This is a genomic window from Modestobacter sp. VKM Ac-2986, assembly GCF_026967795.1.
In the GTDB taxonomy this organism is placed as follows: Bacteria; Actinomycetota; Actinomycetes; order Mycobacteriales; family Geodermatophilaceae; genus Modestobacter.
On the sequence record NZ_JAPVBH010000006.1, the window covers coordinates 241,494 to 256,273 of the forward strand.

The 14,780-nt window shown below is 72.1% G+C and carries 14 protein-coding genes and 1 other RNA gene; 9 read left to right on the forward strand and 6 right to left on the reverse strand.

Annotated elements, in window-relative coordinates; translation table 11 throughout:
* Window positions 1–75: 75 nt before the first annotated feature.
* Together ftsE and ftsX are read left to right on the forward strand one after the other, a co-directional pair.
* Window positions 76–765, forward strand: coding sequence for a cell division ATP-binding protein FtsE (ftsE, locus tag O2W14_RS16625; protein ID WP_269177225.1), 690 nt, complete (start codon window positions 76–78; stop codon window positions 763–765).
* A gap of 36 nt (window positions 766–801) precedes the next feature.
* Window positions 802–1,686 (forward strand): permease-like cell division protein FtsX, encoded by an 885-nt coding sequence (ftsX, locus tag O2W14_RS16630; protein WP_163611023.1) that lies wholly within the window; start codon window positions 802–804, stop codon window positions 1,684–1,686.
* 255 nt (window positions 1,687–1,941) lie between these two features.
* Here the strand turns inward: ftsX and O2W14_RS16635 are convergent, their stop codons facing one another.
* Window positions 1,942–2,820: a DUF559 domain-containing protein gene (locus O2W14_RS16635; RefSeq protein WP_269177226.1), complete on the reverse strand. Its 879-nt coding sequence runs from the start codon at window positions 2,818–2,820 to the stop codon at window positions 1,942–1,944.
* A gap of 175 nt (window positions 2,821–2,995) precedes the next feature.
* On the opposite strand from O2W14_RS16635, the gene smpB reads away from it, so the two are divergent.
* Together smpB and O2W14_RS16645 are read left to right on the forward strand one after the other, a co-directional pair.
* Window positions 2,996–3,472 carry an SsrA-binding protein SmpB gene (gene smpB, locus O2W14_RS16640; RefSeq protein WP_163611021.1) on the forward strand — a complete coding sequence of 159 codons (477 nt, stop codon included), beginning with the start codon at window positions 2,996–2,998 and terminating at the stop codon, window positions 3,470–3,472.
* A gap of 4 nt (window positions 3,473–3,476) precedes the next feature.
* Window positions 3,477–4,400, forward strand: a complete 924-nt coding sequence (locus tag O2W14_RS16645; RefSeq protein ID WP_269177227.1) for an NADP-dependent oxidoreductase — start codon at window positions 3,477–3,479, stop codon at window positions 4,398–4,400.
* On the opposite strand, the gene O2W14_RS16650 is transcribed toward O2W14_RS16645, so the two are convergent.
* Window positions 4,387–4,833 (reverse strand): hypothetical protein, encoded by a 447-nt coding sequence (locus tag O2W14_RS16650; protein ID WP_269177228.1) that lies wholly within the window; start codon window positions 4,831–4,833, stop codon window positions 4,387–4,389. The two genes, O2W14_RS16645 and O2W14_RS16650, sit on opposite strands and share 14 nt — an antisense overlap.
* A 93-nt stretch (window positions 4,834–4,926) precedes the next feature.
* On the opposite strand from O2W14_RS16650, the gene O2W14_RS16655 reads away from it, so the two are divergent.
* Both O2W14_RS16655 and O2W14_RS16660 read left to right on the forward strand, forming a co-directional pair.
* On the forward strand, window positions 4,927–5,304 hold the full coding sequence (locus O2W14_RS16655) for a VOC family protein (RefSeq protein WP_269177229.1): 378 nt from the start codon (window positions 4,927–4,929) through the stop codon (window positions 5,302–5,304).
* Between the two features lie 22 nt (window positions 5,305–5,326).
* On the forward strand, window positions 5,327–6,307 hold the full coding sequence (locus O2W14_RS16660) for a GNAT family N-acetyltransferase (RefSeq protein WP_269177230.1): 981 nt from the start codon (window positions 5,327–5,329) through the stop codon (window positions 6,305–6,307).
* Between the two features lie 91 nt (window positions 6,308–6,398).
* On the opposite strand, the gene O2W14_RS16665 is transcribed toward O2W14_RS16660, so the two are convergent.
* Together O2W14_RS16665 and O2W14_RS16670 are read right to left on the reverse strand one after the other, a co-directional pair.
* Window positions 6,399–7,910, reverse strand: a complete 1,512-nt coding sequence (locus tag O2W14_RS16665) for an MFS transporter (protein WP_269177231.1) — start codon at window positions 7,908–7,910, stop codon at window positions 6,399–6,401.
* A gap of 112 nt (window positions 7,911–8,022) precedes the next feature.
* Window positions 8,023–8,670: a TetR/AcrR family transcriptional regulator gene (locus O2W14_RS16670; RefSeq protein WP_269177232.1), complete on the reverse strand. Its 648-nt coding sequence runs from the start codon at window positions 8,668–8,670 to the stop codon at window positions 8,023–8,025.
* A gap of 200 nt (window positions 8,671–8,870) precedes the next feature.
* Between O2W14_RS16670 and O2W14_RS16675 the strand changes: the two genes are divergently transcribed.
* The 3 genes from O2W14_RS16675 (at window position 8,871) to ssrA (ending at window position 12,553) form a co-directional block, all read left to right on the forward strand.
* The gene (locus O2W14_RS16675) at window positions 8,871–10,487 is read left to right on the forward strand and encodes an SLC13 family permease (protein ID WP_269177233.1); all 1,617 of its coding nucleotides are present in this window, start codon (window positions 8,871–8,873) and stop codon (window positions 10,485–10,487) included.
* Between the two features lie 425 nt (window positions 10,488–10,912).
* Complete coding sequence (locus O2W14_RS16680; RefSeq protein ID WP_269177234.1) at window positions 10,913–12,067, forward strand: magnesium and cobalt transport protein CorA; 1,155 nt, start codon at window positions 10,913–10,915, stop codon at window positions 12,065–12,067.
* A 110-nt stretch (window positions 12,068–12,177) separates the two neighbouring features.
* Window positions 12,178–12,553: a transfer-messenger RNA gene (gene ssrA / locus O2W14_RS16685) on the forward strand.
* A gap of 87 nt (window positions 12,554–12,640) precedes the next feature.
* Here the strand turns inward: ssrA and O2W14_RS16690 are convergent.
* Window positions 12,641–13,567, reverse strand: coding sequence for a DUF808 domain-containing protein (locus O2W14_RS16690; protein WP_269177235.1), 927 nt, complete (start codon window positions 13,565–13,567; stop codon window positions 12,641–12,643).
* Window positions 13,568–13,684: 117 nt separating this feature from the next.
* Window positions 13,685–14,719 (reverse strand): 5-methyltetrahydropteroyltriglutamate--homocysteine methyltransferase, encoded by a 1,035-nt coding sequence (locus tag O2W14_RS16695; RefSeq protein ID WP_269177236.1) that lies wholly within the window; start codon window positions 14,717–14,719, stop codon window positions 13,685–13,687.
* Window positions 14,720–14,780: the final 61 nt, after the last annotated feature.

The following is a 14,780-nucleotide window of genomic DNA, read 5'->3' on the forward strand; positions in this document are numbered from 1 at the left end:
CGTGTCGCACACAGATCCGGGGCGCGCCGGGCGAACCGGTCATGATGCGGCCCGGGACAGGTACCGTCGTCCCTCGTGATCGAATTGCAACACGTCACCAAGATCTATCCGACCAGCCCCCGGCCGGCCCTGGATGACGTCTCGATGCAGATCGACAAGGGGGAGTTCGTCTTCCTCATCGGCTCCTCGGGCTCGGGCAAGTCGACCTTCCTCCGGATGCTGCTGAAGGAGGAGAACCCCACCAAGGGCGTCATCAAGGTCAACGACAAGAACCTGGGCACGATGAGCAAGTGGCAGGTGCCGAAGCTGCGCCGCACCATGGGCTGCGTCTTCCAGGACTTCCGGCTGCTGCGGAACAAGACGGTCGCCGAGAACGTCGCCTTCGCCCTCGAGGTGATCAACAAGCCCTCGCGCACGATCAAGCGCGTCGTCCCCGAGGTGCTGGAGATGGTCGGCCTCGACGGCAAGGAGAACCGCCTGCCCGGCGAGCTCTCCGGTGGTGAGCAGCAGCGGGTCGCGATCGCCCGCGCGTTCGTCAACCGGCCGCTGGTGCTGCTGGCCGACGAGCCCACCGGCAACCTGGACCCCGAGACGAGCCAGGACATCATGCTGCTGCTGGAGCGGATCAACCGCACCGGCACCACCGTCGTCATGGCCACGCACGACTACCACATCGTCGACTCGATGCGGCGTCGCGTGATCGAGCTCAACGACGGGATCCTCAGCCGCGACCAGAGCCGCGGCGTCTACGGCCTGGGCCGCTGAGATGACCCGCCTGCCGGACCACATGACAGGGAACTGATGCGCGTCAACTTCGTCCTCTCCGAGGTGGCCGCCGGGCTGCGTCGGAACCTGACCATGACCGTGGCGATGATCCTGACCACCGGGATCTCGCTCGGGCTCATGGGCACGGGTCTGCTGATCGCCAACATGATCGGCGACATGCGGGAGATCTACTACGACAAGATCCAGGTCTCGATCTACCTCGCCGACGGGATCACCGACCCGCAGCGGGACTCGATCGCGGCCCAGCTGGACTCCTCGCCGGAAGTCAAGGACTACGTCTACGAGTCCAAGGCCGACGCCTACCAGCGGTTCACCCAGCAGTTCCAGGAGCAGCCGGCGCTGATCGCCAACACCCCGGAGGACGCGCTCCCGGAGAGCTTCCGGGTCGAGCTGGTCAACCCGCAGCGCTACCCGGTGATCGCCGAGCAGTTCCCGAACGGGCAGAACGGCGTGGACGAGGTCCGCGACGAGGGCGACTTCCTCGACCGGCTGTTCAGCCTGCTCAACGGCGCGCGCAACGGCACCATCGCGGTGGCCCTCGTGCAGGCGCTGGCCGCGTTGCTGCTGATCTCGAACACGATCCAGCTCGCGGCCTTCAACAGACGCAACGAGACCAACATCATGAGACTCGTCGGCGCCTCGCGCTGGTACACCCAGCTGCCGTTCATCCTCGAGGCCGCGCTCGCCGGGCTCATCGGTGCGCTGCTGGCGATCGGCGGGCTGGTGCTGACCAAGGTCCTGTTCGTGGACAAGACGCTGGCCGGGCCGATCAAGGCGGGCATCATCCCGCCGGTCGACTGGTCGGCGATCATCGCGATCTCGCCGGTGATCGCCGCTGCCGGCGTCGGGCTGGCCGCCGTGGCCGCCTACGTCACGCTGCGGCTCTACGTCCGCCTGTAGTCCGCTCCTGACGACGGCCCCGCGACCACCCGGTCGCGGGGCCGTCGTCGTCCGTGGCCCCGTGCGGCCGCGAGATCTGCGAAGTCGTGGCTGTTGAGCCCGGGAAGCCCCGAGATCGCAGATCTCGCCGCGCGGACGCGCGAGGGGGCGGGCCGCCGCCGGTCATGGGCGCTGCTGGGTCGGGTAGGCAGTGAGCGTCCTCGAGATCTGCGTACTCGTGGCCCTCGAGGCTCATTGGCCACGAGAACGCAGATGTCACCGGCGCAGGGCGCGGGCGACGGTGGCGACGACGTCCTGCGGGCGGCCGAGGACGTCGGCGGAGGTGAACCGCAGGACCGTCCAGCCCTCGAGCACCAGCCGGTTCTGCCGGCGGAGGTCGTTGACGAACACCCCGCGTTCTCGGTGGACCTCCCCGTCGAACTCGACGAGCACCTTGCGGTCCGGCCACGCCAGGTCGCCGAGGCCGATGAGCCGGCCGCGGTCGTCGGTGGCGCGGAACTGCAGGGTCGGGCGGGGCAGGCCGGCCTCGTGCAGCAGCCACCGCAGCACCGACTCCATCGGGGAGTCGATGCGCGGGTCGGCGACCGCCAGCACGCGGCGGGCCCGCGCCGCTCCGCGTCCGGTGGGGCGGACGGCGAGTGTCCGCTCCAGGTCGGCGGGCGTGCAGAGGACGTCGAGCAGCTGGTCGGTGACGGCGAGCAGCGCGGGCGGGTCGAGCACCGCGGCCAGGTCGCGCCAGGTCCGCGCCGGCGTGGTCACCGGCAGCTGCCACCGTCGTTCGACGTCCTCCGGTGGCAGCGGTGACCGGTGCAGGCGGCGGTCCGGCCGGTTGCGGGCACGCGAGCCCGCCGGGACGGTCAGATCGACCGGGCCGTCGGCCGGGGTGAGCGGCACCTCGACCCGCCACAGCGCCGCCGCGGTCCGGTGGCTGACCACGGTGCCCGGTGGTGCCGTCAGCAGGACCGCCGGCAGCCGTGTCCGCAGGTCCGTCGCCTGGTCGAGCGGCAGGTACGTGTCCCGGGAGAGCCGGACGACGTCGGGGTGGCGGAGCTGCCAGTCGCTGATGCCGGCGGCACGGGCCGTGGACCGGGTGACCGGCTCGTGCAGTCGGGACGGCGGGAGGCGGCGCGGCACCGGGAGAGGGTGACGGCTGGGGCACCGGTCGCGCTGGCGCCGTCCACAGGTCGCTCGACATCTGCGACCTCGTGGCCTCTGCAGCCAGGTGACCGCGGGATCGCAGATCTCACGGACGGCGAGGGCTGCGCGGAACCCGGTCGGCGGGGTGGCGGGGGCTCCGTAGACTGGGGGGATGCCGCGGGAACAGGGGCGCAAGTTCATCGCCCAGAACAAGAAGGCGCGGCACGACTACTCGATCCTCGACACCTACGAGGTGGGCCTGGTGCTCACCGGCACCGAGGTCAAGAGCCTGCGGATGGGTCGTGCTTCGCTCGTCGACGGGTTCGCCACCGTCGACCAGGGCGAGGTGTGGCTGCAGCACGTGCACATCCCGGAGTACACCGAGGGCACGTGGACCAATCACACCCCGCGCCGCAAGCGCAAGGTGCTCATGCACCGGTACGAGATCGAGAAGCTGATCGGCAAGACCAAGGAGGGCGGGTTCACGCTCGTCCCGCTCGACCTGTACTTCAAGGACGGCAAGGTCAAGGCCACGCTCGCGCTGGCCAAGGGCAAGAAGAGCTACGACAAGCGCCAGGACCTGGCCGAGCGCGACTCCCGCCGGGAGATGGAACGCGCCTTCGGCCGCTACGTGAAGGGACGGCGCTGACCTCATGCGCGGCATCGCCTACGACCAGTTCGGCGACGCGTCGGTGCTCCGGCTCCGCGACGACCTGCCCGAGCCGCCCGTCGGGCCCGACGTCGTCCTCGTGCGGGTGCACGCCGCCGGCGTCAACCCGGTCGACATCGGCATCCGCGAGGGTCACCTGGCCGGGCTCTTCCCGCACCACTTCCCGATCGTCCCGGGCTGGGACGTCTCCGGCACCGTCGAGCGGGTCGGCCCCGCGGTGGTCGACTTCGCCCCGGGTGACGAGGTGTTCGGCTACGTCCGCCGGGACGACGTCCAGCACGGGACGACGGCCGAGCTGGTGGCCGCCCCGCAGCGCTGCCTGGCCCGCAAGCCCGAGTCGCTGAACTTCTCCGAGGCCGCGGCGCTCCCGCTGGCCGGGCTGACCGCCTACCAGGCGCTGACCGAGGCCCTCGACGTCGGCGAGGGCGACCGGGTGCTCGTCCACCGTGCGGCCGGGGGCGTCGGCTTCTTCGCCGTGCAGATCGCCGCCGCCCTGGGCGCGCACGTGATCGGCACCGCGAGCCCGCGCAACCACGGCTTTCTCACCAACGCCGGCGCCGCCGAGGTGCTCGACTACAACGCCGGCCCGATCAGCGAGCAGCTCACGCAGAAGGTCGACGCGGTCCTCGACCTGGTCGGCGGCGCGGCGCTGGGCGACGCCCCGGACCAGGTCGAGGACCCGTCCCGGATCGCCAGCATCGTCGACCCGGTGGTGCGCGACCTCGGTGGCCGGTACGTCTTCGTCCGGCCCGAGTGGCACGACCTGGAGGAGCTGGGCCGGATGTCCGACGCCGGTCAGCTGCGGGTGGCGATCGCGAAGGCCTTCCCGCTGGAGCAGACCGCCGCCGCCCAGGCCCAGGTCGCCGAGGGCCACGTCCGCGGCAAGGTCGTCGTCACCCTGGTGTGACCGCGGTGGCCCGCCGCCGGCGGGCCACCCGGAGCACGACCCGCACCACCCGGACGGCGCCCAGTGCCCGAGCCGCGCCGGAGACCGCCGGCTGCCAGAGCGGGTGACGGGTGCCGACCACGGTCCCCGGTGCCGCGCCGGCGGCGAGGGGCAGCAGCAGGTGCGCGGCCATCAGCGCGACCCGCACGGCGCGGCCCGGCCGCCCCGGGAGGTGCATCGACCACCGGCCCAGCTGCGGCGTCACCAGGGCGAGCCCGGCCGTGGCCAGGGTCGGGCCGACCTGGACACCGCGGTCCCCCCGCGCCCACCGCACGAGCGCGACGGCGAGGTCCGGGGCTCCGCCGGCCAGGAGCAGCAGCTGGGTCGCCAGCGCGTCCACCTCGCCCGGGGTCAGCTCGGAGGCCAGGAGGCGCGCACGCTCGGGGCTGGTCACCCGGCGAGCATGCCCGGTCCTCCGGACGTCGGGGCCTCGGACCGTCGGACCCCTGTGCCAGAGTGCCCGGACACCCGAGCCCTGGAGGTCACCATGCCCCGCGCCGTCCTCACCGCCGCCGTCCTCGGGACGCCGGACCCGCGCGGGCTCGCGCGGTTCTACCAGCGGCTGCTCGGCTGGCCGCTCCGGGACGACGACGCGGGGTGGGCGACGCTGCGCCCGACCGACGGCGGCACCGGCCTGTCGTTCCAGCTCGAGACCGATCACGTACCGCCGGTGTGGCCGCCGGCGCCGGGGGAGCAGCAGATGCAGCAGCACCTCGACCTGGAGGTCGACGACCTCGACGCCGCGTGCGCGCTGGCCGAGGAGGCCGGCGCCCGGCCGCTGGGCGGGCACGAGGAGGACGGCGAGGTGGTGCGGGTGTACGCCGACCCGGCCGGCCACCCGTTCTGCCTGTTCGTGCGCGTCTGAGCGCGGCGCTACGGTGCCGACCGTGTCCGTACTGCTGCCCGACGGCCTGACCAGCACCCCGATCACCGCCGACGACCTGCCCGCGCTCGCCGACCTGCTCGCGGCCGCGGAGGAGGTCGACCGCACCGGTGAGCACCACAGCGCCGACGACCTCGCCGAGGAGTGGCTCAACGACCTCGTCGACCTGCCCCGGGACAGCCTGCTGGTGCGCGCGGGGGAAGAGCTCGTCGCCTTCGGAACGGTCGTCGCCCCGCCCACCTTCCGCGACGCGCTCGCGGTGTACCTCGACGGCCGGGTGCACCCGGCGTGGCGGGGGCGCGGCGTGGGCCGGGCGCTGCTGACCTGGCAGCTGGAGCGCGGCGGGCAGGTGCACGCCGAACGGCACCCCGGGGCGCCGGCCCGGCTCACCGCCTCGCTGCCCACGACGATGCCCGACGCCGAGGCGCTGGCCCGCCGGGCCGGGCTGACCCCCACCCGCTGGTTCCACACGATGCACCGGCCGCTGAGCGACCTGCCCGCCGGGCGCGAGGTGCCCGGCATCGAGCTGGTCGCCTTCGACCCGGCCCGGGACGACGAGGTGCGCCGGGCCCACAACCGGGCGTTCACCGAGCACTACGGCTCCAGCGAACGCGACGAGGCCTCCTGGCAGACGATGTTCACCGGCTCGGCGTCCTTCCGGCCGGACCTGTCGGTGCTGGCCCTCGACGACGGCGCGGTGGTGGCCTACGCGCTGGCCTACGTGTGGGAGTCCGACACCGCCGCGACCGGACGGCGGGAGGCCCACTACGGCCAGATCGGTGTCGTCCCGGAGCACCGCGGGCGGGGGCTGTCCAAGGCGGTGATCGCCGAGGCGCTGCACCGGGCGGCGGTGCGCGACTGCCAGCTCGCCGGGCTCGACGTCGACAGCGAGAACGGCAGTGGGGCGCTCGGTCTGTACGAGGGGCTGGGCTTCGTCACGGTGCACACCCGCACGTCCTGGGTGCGGGAGCTGCCGGCGACCTGACCGGACACCGCCCTGAACGCATCCCGCCCTGAACGCACACCGCCCCGCCGCGACCAGGTCGCGGCGGGGCGGGATGCGGTGCAGGGGGCGGTCAGACCGCCAGGGCGCCCTCGGTGGGGAGGTCGTCCTTCTTGGCCGAGATGAGGGCCAGGGCGACGAGCAGGGCCACGCCCAGGAGCACCGCGCCACCGATGAAGGCGACGTGGTAGCCCTGCACGAAGGCGGCGTTCGGCGAGCTGCCCGGGTTGTCCGCCAGGTGGCCGGTGACGGCCGAGGCGTAGAAGGTGTTCAGCAGCGCCAGGCCGAGCGAGCCACCGACCTGCTGCGCGGTGTTGAGCACCGCCGAGGCGATGCCGGCGTCGTGCTCCTCGACACCCACCAGCGCGGTGCTGGACGTCGGCACGAAGACCGCCGCCATGCCGACGCTGATCACGATCAGCGCGGGCAGCACCTCGGTGACGTAGGAGCTGGTCTCACCGATCCCGGTCAGCCACAGCATGCCGGCCACGGCCATGGCCAGGCCGACGATCATCAGCGGCTTGGGGCCGATGCGGGGGAGCAGCTGGGAGACGATCCCGGCACCCACGATGATGCCGCCGCTGAAGGGCAGGAACGCGAAGCCGGACTTCAGCGGCGAGTACCCGAGGGTCTGCTGGAAGTAGAAGGCCAGGAACAGGAAGATCGCGAAGATCCCGGCGCCGACGAGCAGGAAGATCAGGTACGAGCCACCCCGGTTGCGGTCGAGGACCACGCGCAGCGGGAGCAGCGGGTGGCTGGCGCGACGCTCGTAGAGCACGAACGACACGAGCAGGACGACGGCGACGGCGAGCAGGGTCAGGGTGACCGGGTCGGTCCAGCCCACGCCCTCCTCGGCGGCCTTGCTGAAGCCGTAGACCAGGGCGACGAGGCCCAGGGCGGAGAGCAGGACGCCGGGGACGTCGTAGCGACGGTCACCGGTGGCGCGGCTCTCCTTGACCAGCGAGACGGCGGCGATCATCGTCGCGATCGCGATCGGCACGTTGACGCCCAGTGTCCAGCGCCAGGAGGCGTACTCGGTGAGGACACCGCCGAGGATCAGGCCGATGGCGGCGCCACCGCCGGAGATGGCACCGAAGACACCGAAGGCCTTGGCGCGCTCCTTGGGGTCGGTGAAGGTGACGGCCAGCAGCGACAGCGCGGCCGGGGCGAGCAGTGCGGCGAAGGCGCCCTGCAGGCCGCGGGCGGCGAACAGCAGCTCCTGGTTGGGGGCGATGCCACCGAGCGCGGAGGCGAAGGCGAAGCCGGCCAGGCCGATGAGGAAGGCGCGCTTGCGGCCGATGAAGTCCGCGATGCGGCCGCCGAGCAGCAGCAGCCCGCCGAAGGCCAGCGTGTAGGCGGTGACGACCCACTGGGTGTTCGCCTGGGTGATGCCCAGGTCGGCGACGGCCTCGGGCAGTGCGATGTTCACGATGGAGGCGTCGAGCACGACCATGAGCTGGGCGATGGCGATGACCGCGAGGGCCAGCCAGCGCTTCGGGTCGGGTCCGTCGCCGGCCGGGTGGCCGGACGCCGGCGCCGTGGAGGCCGAGGCCCCCGACGACGAGGTGAGACTGTCTGAGGCCATGACGAGGCCGTCCTTCCTGCGCAGCGCGCAGTGGTGAGGGGTGGGACGAGCGGGGACGCACGACCGGCGGCGCTGCGCGGTCGGGCGGGGTGTGGGGACCTGACGGGCGGTGTCAGGCGGTGGAGGGGCTGTGCTCCGGGGCGGCGAGACCGGCGCCGACCCGGTGCAGGCAGGTGCGGACGGAGTCCAGGAGCACGTCGAGGGGGTCGGCGGGGTCCCAGACCTCGAGCGCGGTGATGTAGCCGGCCATGGACGCGTTGAGCAGGAGGCTGGTCAGCAGCCGGTCGCCGTCGGGGGTGCGGCGGCTGATCCAGCGGTACAGGTCGGGGGCGAAGGTGTCGCAGGTGGCCCGGGCGGACTGGGTCAGCCCGGGGTGCTGCTGCAGCACCCGCTTCTGGACGGGCAGCCACTCCGCGAGCACGGTGGCCATGTCGACGTAGAGGTCGGTCAGCGCCGGCCACAGCGGTCGGTCGTCGGTGTCGGTGGCCACGCGCTCGCGCCACTCGGCCAGCGCCTGGGGGTCCAGGTCGAAGGCGACGGCTTCCTTGGTGGGGAAGTAGCTGAAGAACGTCGTCCGGGAGACACCGGCCTCGGCGGCGATGTCCTCCACGCTCACCGCGTCGAACCCGCGCTCGCTGATCAGGCGCAGCGCGGTCGAGCGGATGGTGCGCCAGGCCTCGAGCTTCTTGCGCTCGCGCAGGCCCATCACGGCGGAGATGGAGCAGCGCGGGGTGCCCGCGGTGTGCCCTGTCCTCGCCATGAGGGAGAAGCTAGCCCAAAACCTGAACGCAGTACAAGTTCTTACTGCGTTCGCCTTTCGGTGTTCACCTGATCGACGGACGGCCCGGGCCGGTGGCCCCTCCGGTGGCGCCGCACGAAGAGGTTCCCCTCGAGGCGGACCTGCCCTAGGGTGCGCACTGGCTGTGGTCCACATCACACGACGAGCCACTCGGAGGCCGGATGACCGCGACCGAGCGCAACAGCCCACCGGCGGGCCGGCCGACCGACGTCGACGCCGCGTTCCTGGACAACGCCACCTACCGCAGCCTCGGGGAACAGACCCTGTCGCCGGCGGAGGAGCGCTTCGAGAAGGGACGCCGCACCGTCGGGCTCTTCCTGGCCCCGGCGGTCACGCTGGTCTTCGCCCTGCTGCCCCTGGACCTCGCCCGCGACCAGCACCTGCTGGCGGCCGTCCTGCTCGGGGTCATCGTCCTGTGGATCACCGAGCCGGTGCCCATCCCCATCGGTGGCCTCATCGGCATCGGCGCGATCGTCGTCCTCGGCGTGGTGCCGGCCAACGACGCGCTCGCACCGTTCGGGTCGACGACGGTCTTCACCTTCATCGGGGCGTTCATCCTCGCCCAGGCGATGCTCAAGCACGGGCTCGCCCGGCGGTTCGCGATGTTCGTGCTGTCGATGCGCTGGGTCGGGGCGTCCACCTACCGGGTCGTGATCGCCTTCGGTGCGATCACCGCGCTGCTGTCGGCGTTCGTGTCCAACACCGCGACGGTGGCCATGCTGCTGCCCACCGCGATCGGCATCCTGTCGGTGATCGCCAAGCTCCTGCAGAGCAAGGGCCTGGTGGAGTCGGACTTCGACCCGCTGCGGCTGCGGATCGGCGTTGCGCTGATGCTGATGCTCGCCTACGGCGCCAGCGTCGGCGGCCTGCTCACCCCGGTCGGCACGCCGCCGAACCTGATCGGGCGCGGGCTGATCGAGGAGGCGACCGGGGAGCGGATCAGCTTCCTGGACTGGATGTTGATGGCGGCACCGATCTGCCTGCTGATGTTCGTGGCGCTGGCCTTCGTGCTGCTGGTGCTCAACAAGCCGGAGATCCGGCGGATCGAGGGGGTCAGCGAGTACGTGCGCGCGGAGCGCGCCGAGCTGGGCCGGTTCTCCGTGGCCGAGCGGAACACCCTCATCGCCTTCGGCGTCACGGTCTTCTGCTGGGTCTTCCCCGGCATCATCGCGCTCACCGCGGGCACCGAGTCCAGCCTGTACGAGACCGTCAGCGGCCGGCTCAACGAGGGCATCGTGGCCGTGCTCGGCGCCTCGCTGCTGTTCGTGCTGCCCACCGACTGGGGCAAGCGGGAGTTCACCCTGGCCTGGAGCGACGCCGCGCGGATCGACTGGGGCACGGTGCTGCTGTTCGGCACCGGGATCATCTTCGGGTCGCTGCTCGCCGACACCGGCCTGGCGCTCACCATCGGCGAGGGTTCGGCCGACCTGCTCGGGCTCACGAACACCTTCGCGATCACGGTCTTCGCGGTGCTGCTGGCGATCGTCATCTCCGAGACCACCAGCAACACCGCGTCCGCGGCCGTCGTCGTGCCGATCGTCATCCCGGTGGCCGTGGCAGCCGGGATCGACCCGTTCGTGCCGGCGCTGGCCGCCACCTTCGCCGCGTCCTTCGGCTTCATGCTGCCGGTCTCCACGCCGCAGAACGCGATCGTCTACGGGTCGGGGATCGTGCCGATCACCAAGATGATCCGCAGTGGTGCCTCGTTCGACGTGCTGGGCGCGCTGCTCATCGTGATCGTGCTGCCGGGGATGATCAGCCTGGTCCTGGGTGGGTGACCGGGACCCCGTAGGCCGCATCCGGGGTCGACCGCCGTCGTCCCCGGTGGCGGGGTCGACGGCGCCGGCTCCGCTCGCCCAGGGGTCGACGCGGTCGCCCCGTGCCCCCTCGACCCGGGCGGGAGACGGTCACCGCGGTCATGGGGCCTAATCTGCGGGCCGACGGGCCACCGGGTGTTCACCACCCGGCCGGGCGGCTGGGGTGCGGGGCAGCCGTCCGGGGTGTCACGATGGTCGACGGCCCGCGGACCGCCGCCGGCCGACGTGGAGACAGCAGGAGGTGACCGGGCAGGTGCGCACCGAACCCCCCAGTCACAGTCCCGGGGTCCCTGCCCGCTGACGCACCCGGTCGACGTCCGACCCGGGACGGCGCGCCGTGGGGACCGACCCGGCGTCCCCACCCCCGCGTCCTCCCGGAGTGCCCCGTGACCGAACGCCGTCCTGCGCGCATCGCCCCGCGCGCCGCCCTGTCCACCCTGACCCGCCGGCCCCGCCCGGTGGTCGAGGTCCCGCGCCAGCCGGAGAGCCCGGTGGTGCAGGCCCCGGCCACGCTGCAGTCGCGGATGGTCGACAACGGCGTCTACGCGGGCGGCCGCCGGATCGCCACGCCGTCCTCGGCGGCGGAGAGCCACGACTGGCTGACCGACGGGTTCGACGACCGGATGGTCTGGCTGGGGCTCTACCGCCCGGAGCCGGCCCAGCTCGGTGAGCTCGCCGAGCAGTACGGGCTGCCCGACCTGGCCGTCGAGGACGCCATCCAGGCCCACCAGCGGCCGAAGTTCGAGCGCTACGGCGACACGCTCTTCGTCGTCCTCAAGGCCGCCCGGTACCTCGACGCGACCGAGGAGGTGGAGTTCGGCGAGCTGCACCTGTTCCTCGGCAAGGACTTCGCGATCACCGTGCGGCACAGCGAGTCCCCGGACCTCTCCCGGGTGCGCCGCCGGCTGGAGAGCTCACCGGACCTGCTGGCCCGGGGGAGCGAGGCGGTGCTCTACGCGATCCTGGACGCCGTCGTCGACGGCTACGTGCCGGTGGTCGCCGGGCTGGAGAACGACATCGACGAGATCGAGGTCCAGGTCTTCCGCGGTGACCCGCACGTGTCCCGGCGCACCTACGAGCTGTCGCAGGAGGTCGTGGACTTCCAGCGGGCCGTGCAGCCGCTGACCGGCATCCTCGCCGCCATCACCGCCGGCTTCGAGAAGTACGGCGTCGACGAAGAGCTGCGCAGCTACCTGCGCGACGTCGCCGACCACGTCACCGGCATCACCGAGCGGGTCGAGGGGTTCCGGTCGCAGCTGCGCGAGATCCTCACCGTCAACGCCACGCTGGTCGCCCAGCGGCAGAACGACGAGATCCGCGAGCTGACCCTCACCAGCATCGCCCAGGGCGAGGAGGTCAAGAAGATCTCCGCCTGGGCCGCCATCCTCTTCGCGCCGTCCCTGGTGGGTGGCGTGTACGGGATGAACTTCGAGCACATGCCCGAGCTCGACGAGTACTGGGGCTACCCGTTCGCCCTGACGCTGATGGTCATGGTGAGCGTGACGCTGTACGTCATCTTCAAGCGCCGCGACTGGATCTAGACGAAGGACCCCGTCGCCCCCCACCACTCGCAGGCTCGCGGCGGGCCCCTGCGACGGGGCCGGGAACAACCAGCTTGCAGGTGCCGTTAGTCTCGACGCATAACTGCACAGGGGGTGATTGGTCTCGACTTCGGTCGTGAGGCCAGGGGAAGCGAGCCGAGGAAGGCAACGATGAGCTCGTTAACCATGCGTTGCACAACACACAAGCGCCGACTCCAGTCAGCGCGACTTCGCTCTCGCTGCCTAACAGCAGCTAGGCGAGTCTGTCAGCCCGGGTTCGCCATCGACCCGGTTCCTGGCATCAGCTAGATGGCTCACCTCACGCACCGGTCGCGGGCGCGTGGGGAAAACCAAACAGCGACTGGGCCCGTCACACCGACCTGTTCGTGGGATCGGTGGGGTCGAGTAGAGACACAGCGGACTGCGCTCGGAGAAGCCCTGGCGTTGCGTCGGAGGACGCGGGTTCGATTCCCGCCACCTCCACATCGGTGTCCCGCGAGAGCGGGGATCCGGCGTGACGGCACCCCGCACCACCACGAAGGGCCCGGTCTGGAGACCGGGCCCTTCGTGCGTTCAGTGCGCGGCGGACTTCTTGTGCCGGTGCACCGTCAGGGTCATGACGACCACGATCAGCGCGCCGACGACCAGGCCGATCAGGGCGCTGGCCAGGGTGTTCACCAGCCAGCCGGCGACACCGCCGACGGCGCCGAGGGCGTCGTGCGCGCCCTCCTCGAGGTGGTGCACCAGCTCGTAGGGGCCGTGCCAGCCGAGCTCGTCGGCGCCCACCAGCAGGATGTGCCCACCGACCCAGAGCATCGCGGCGGTGCCCACGACCGTGAGCACGGCGAGCAGCTTGGGCATCGCGCTCACCAGGCCGCGACCGAACCGGGCCACCGCCCCACTGCGCCGCTGGGCCAGCGCCAGACCCATGTCGTCCATCTTCACGATCAGGCCGACGAAGCCGTACACGACGACGGTGATCAGCACGGCGACCACGGCGAGGATGATCGCCCGGGCGACGAAGGCCTGGTCGATGACCTCGTTGAGCGAGATCACCATGATCTCCGCCGACAGGATGAAGTCGGTGCGGACGGCACCGGAGACGATGGCGTCCTCGTCCTTGGGCTCCCCGTCGTCCGCGCCGTGCCCGGCCGAGTGGCCGCTGATCCGGCCCCACACCTTCTCCGCGCCCTCGTAGGCCAGGTAGCACCCGCCGAGCATGAGGATCGGGGTGAGCAGGAAGTCGGCGAACTGGCTGAGCAGCAGCACCGCCGGCAGCAGGATCAGCAGCTTGTTGCGCAGCGACCCGATCGCGATGCGCCGGATGATCGGCAGCTCGCGCTTCGCGGCCAGGCCGCGCACGTACTGCGGGGTGACCGCGGCGTCGTCGACGACGACACCGGCGGCCTTGACGCTGGCCCGGCCTGCTGCCACGCCGATGTCGTCGACGGAGGCGGCTGCGATGCGGGCCAGCGCGGCCACGTCGTCGAGCAGGGCCACGAGTCCACCAGCCACGGGAGGGCCTCCGATCGGTCGGTAGTCAGAACCGGTCGATCTTCGCCTGTCCGGCCGATCCCCGCTGGGAGGTTGCCCTGTGCACCTTGATCGGCGAGCCGGTCAGAGCTCGCCGCGCAGCACCACCGCAGCCTCGGCGAGCGCGCGCATCTTGCCCGCCGCGGACGCCCGGGACAGGTACTTCAGACCGCAGTCGCTGGACAGCACCAGCGTGTCGACGTCGACGTGGTCCAGTGCCCGCCGCACCCGGTCGGCGATCACCTCCGGCGTCTCGACCTCCTCGGTCGACAGGTCCAGGACGCCGAGCGCGACGCCCTTCCCGCGCAGCGGCCGCAGGGTGGCCGGGTCCAGGTGCGACTGCGCCGTCTCCACCGAGACCGCCGCGGCCGGCACCTCGGCCAGCTCAGGCAGGACCGAGTAGCCCTCAGGCCGGTCGGCGACCATCGCCGCGTAGCCGAAGCAGACGTGCACGTGCACCGGGCCGGGGGCACCGGCCAGCGCGGCGGTGAGCACCTCGACGCCGTAGCGCCGCGCCACCTCGGGCCGGGCCTGCAGCCACGGCTCGTCCAGCTGCACGATGTCGGCGCCGGCGGCGAACAGGTCGGCGATCTCCGCGCGCACCACCTCGGCGTAGGCCAGCGCCAGCGCCCGGTCGTCGCCGTAGTGGTCGTCCTGGGCCTGCTGGGCCATCGTGAACGGACCCGGGACGGTCATCTTCACCGCGCGGTCGGTCGCGGCCCGGAGGAACCGCACGTCCTGGACCTGCACCGGCGCGGGCCGCCGGATCTCCCCGACGACGCGGGGGGCCGGGATGTCGATGCCCGACCGGTTGCGCACGCTCCCCGGGTGGTCGAGGTCCAGGCCCTCCAGCGCGGTGGCGAAGTGGTTGGAGTAGGACTCCCTCCGGATCTCGCCGTCGCCGATGATGTCCAGCCCGGCCACCTCCTGCGCCCGGACGGTGGCCAGCGTGGCGTCGTCCTGCGCCTCCTGCAGCAGCTCCGGCGGCACCCGCCACAGCTCCCGGGCCCGGACCCGCGGCGGGAACTGGTGGCCCAGCCGCTCACGGTCGATCAGCCAGTCGGGCTGGGGCAGGCTGCCGACGACCGTGGTGGGCAGCGGCGGGAGTGGGCGGGGCATGCGGGTCCTCCTGGGGTCCTCGGGCCTCGATCCTGCACCTCGGGAGGGCTGCGGGGTACAG

Excerpts from the sequence above, each read along its gene's own strand:
- O2W14_RS16675 (WP_269177233.1), top strand. The coding sequence starts at position 8,871 with ATGACCGCGACCGAGCGCAACAGCCCACCGGCGGGCCGGCCGACCGAC.
- O2W14_RS16645 (WP_269177227.1), top strand. The coding sequence starts at position 3,477 with ATGCGCGGCATCGCCTACGACCAGTTCGGCGACGCGTCGGTGCTCCGG.
- ftsX (WP_163611023.1), top strand. The coding sequence starts at position 802 with ATGCGCGTCAACTTCGTCCTCTCCGAGGTGGCCGCCGGGCTGCGTCGG.
- O2W14_RS16670 (WP_269177232.1), bottom strand. The coding sequence starts at position 8,670 with ATGGCGAGGACAGGGCACACCGCGGGCACCCCGCGCTGCTCCATCTCC.
- O2W14_RS16655 (WP_269177229.1), top strand. The coding sequence starts at position 4,927 with ATGCCCCGCGCCGTCCTCACCGCCGCCGTCCTCGGGACGCCGGACCCG.
- smpB (WP_163611021.1), top strand. The coding sequence starts at position 2,996 with ATGCCGCGGGAACAGGGGCGCAAGTTCATCGCCCAGAACAAGAAGGCG.
- O2W14_RS16665 (WP_269177231.1), bottom strand. The coding sequence starts at position 7,910 with ATGGCCTCAGACAGTCTCACCTCGTCGTCGGGGGCCTCGGCCTCCACG.
- O2W14_RS16695 (WP_269177236.1), bottom strand. The coding sequence starts at position 14,719 with ATGCCCCGCCCACTCCCGCCGCTGCCCACCACGGTCGTCGGCAGCCTG.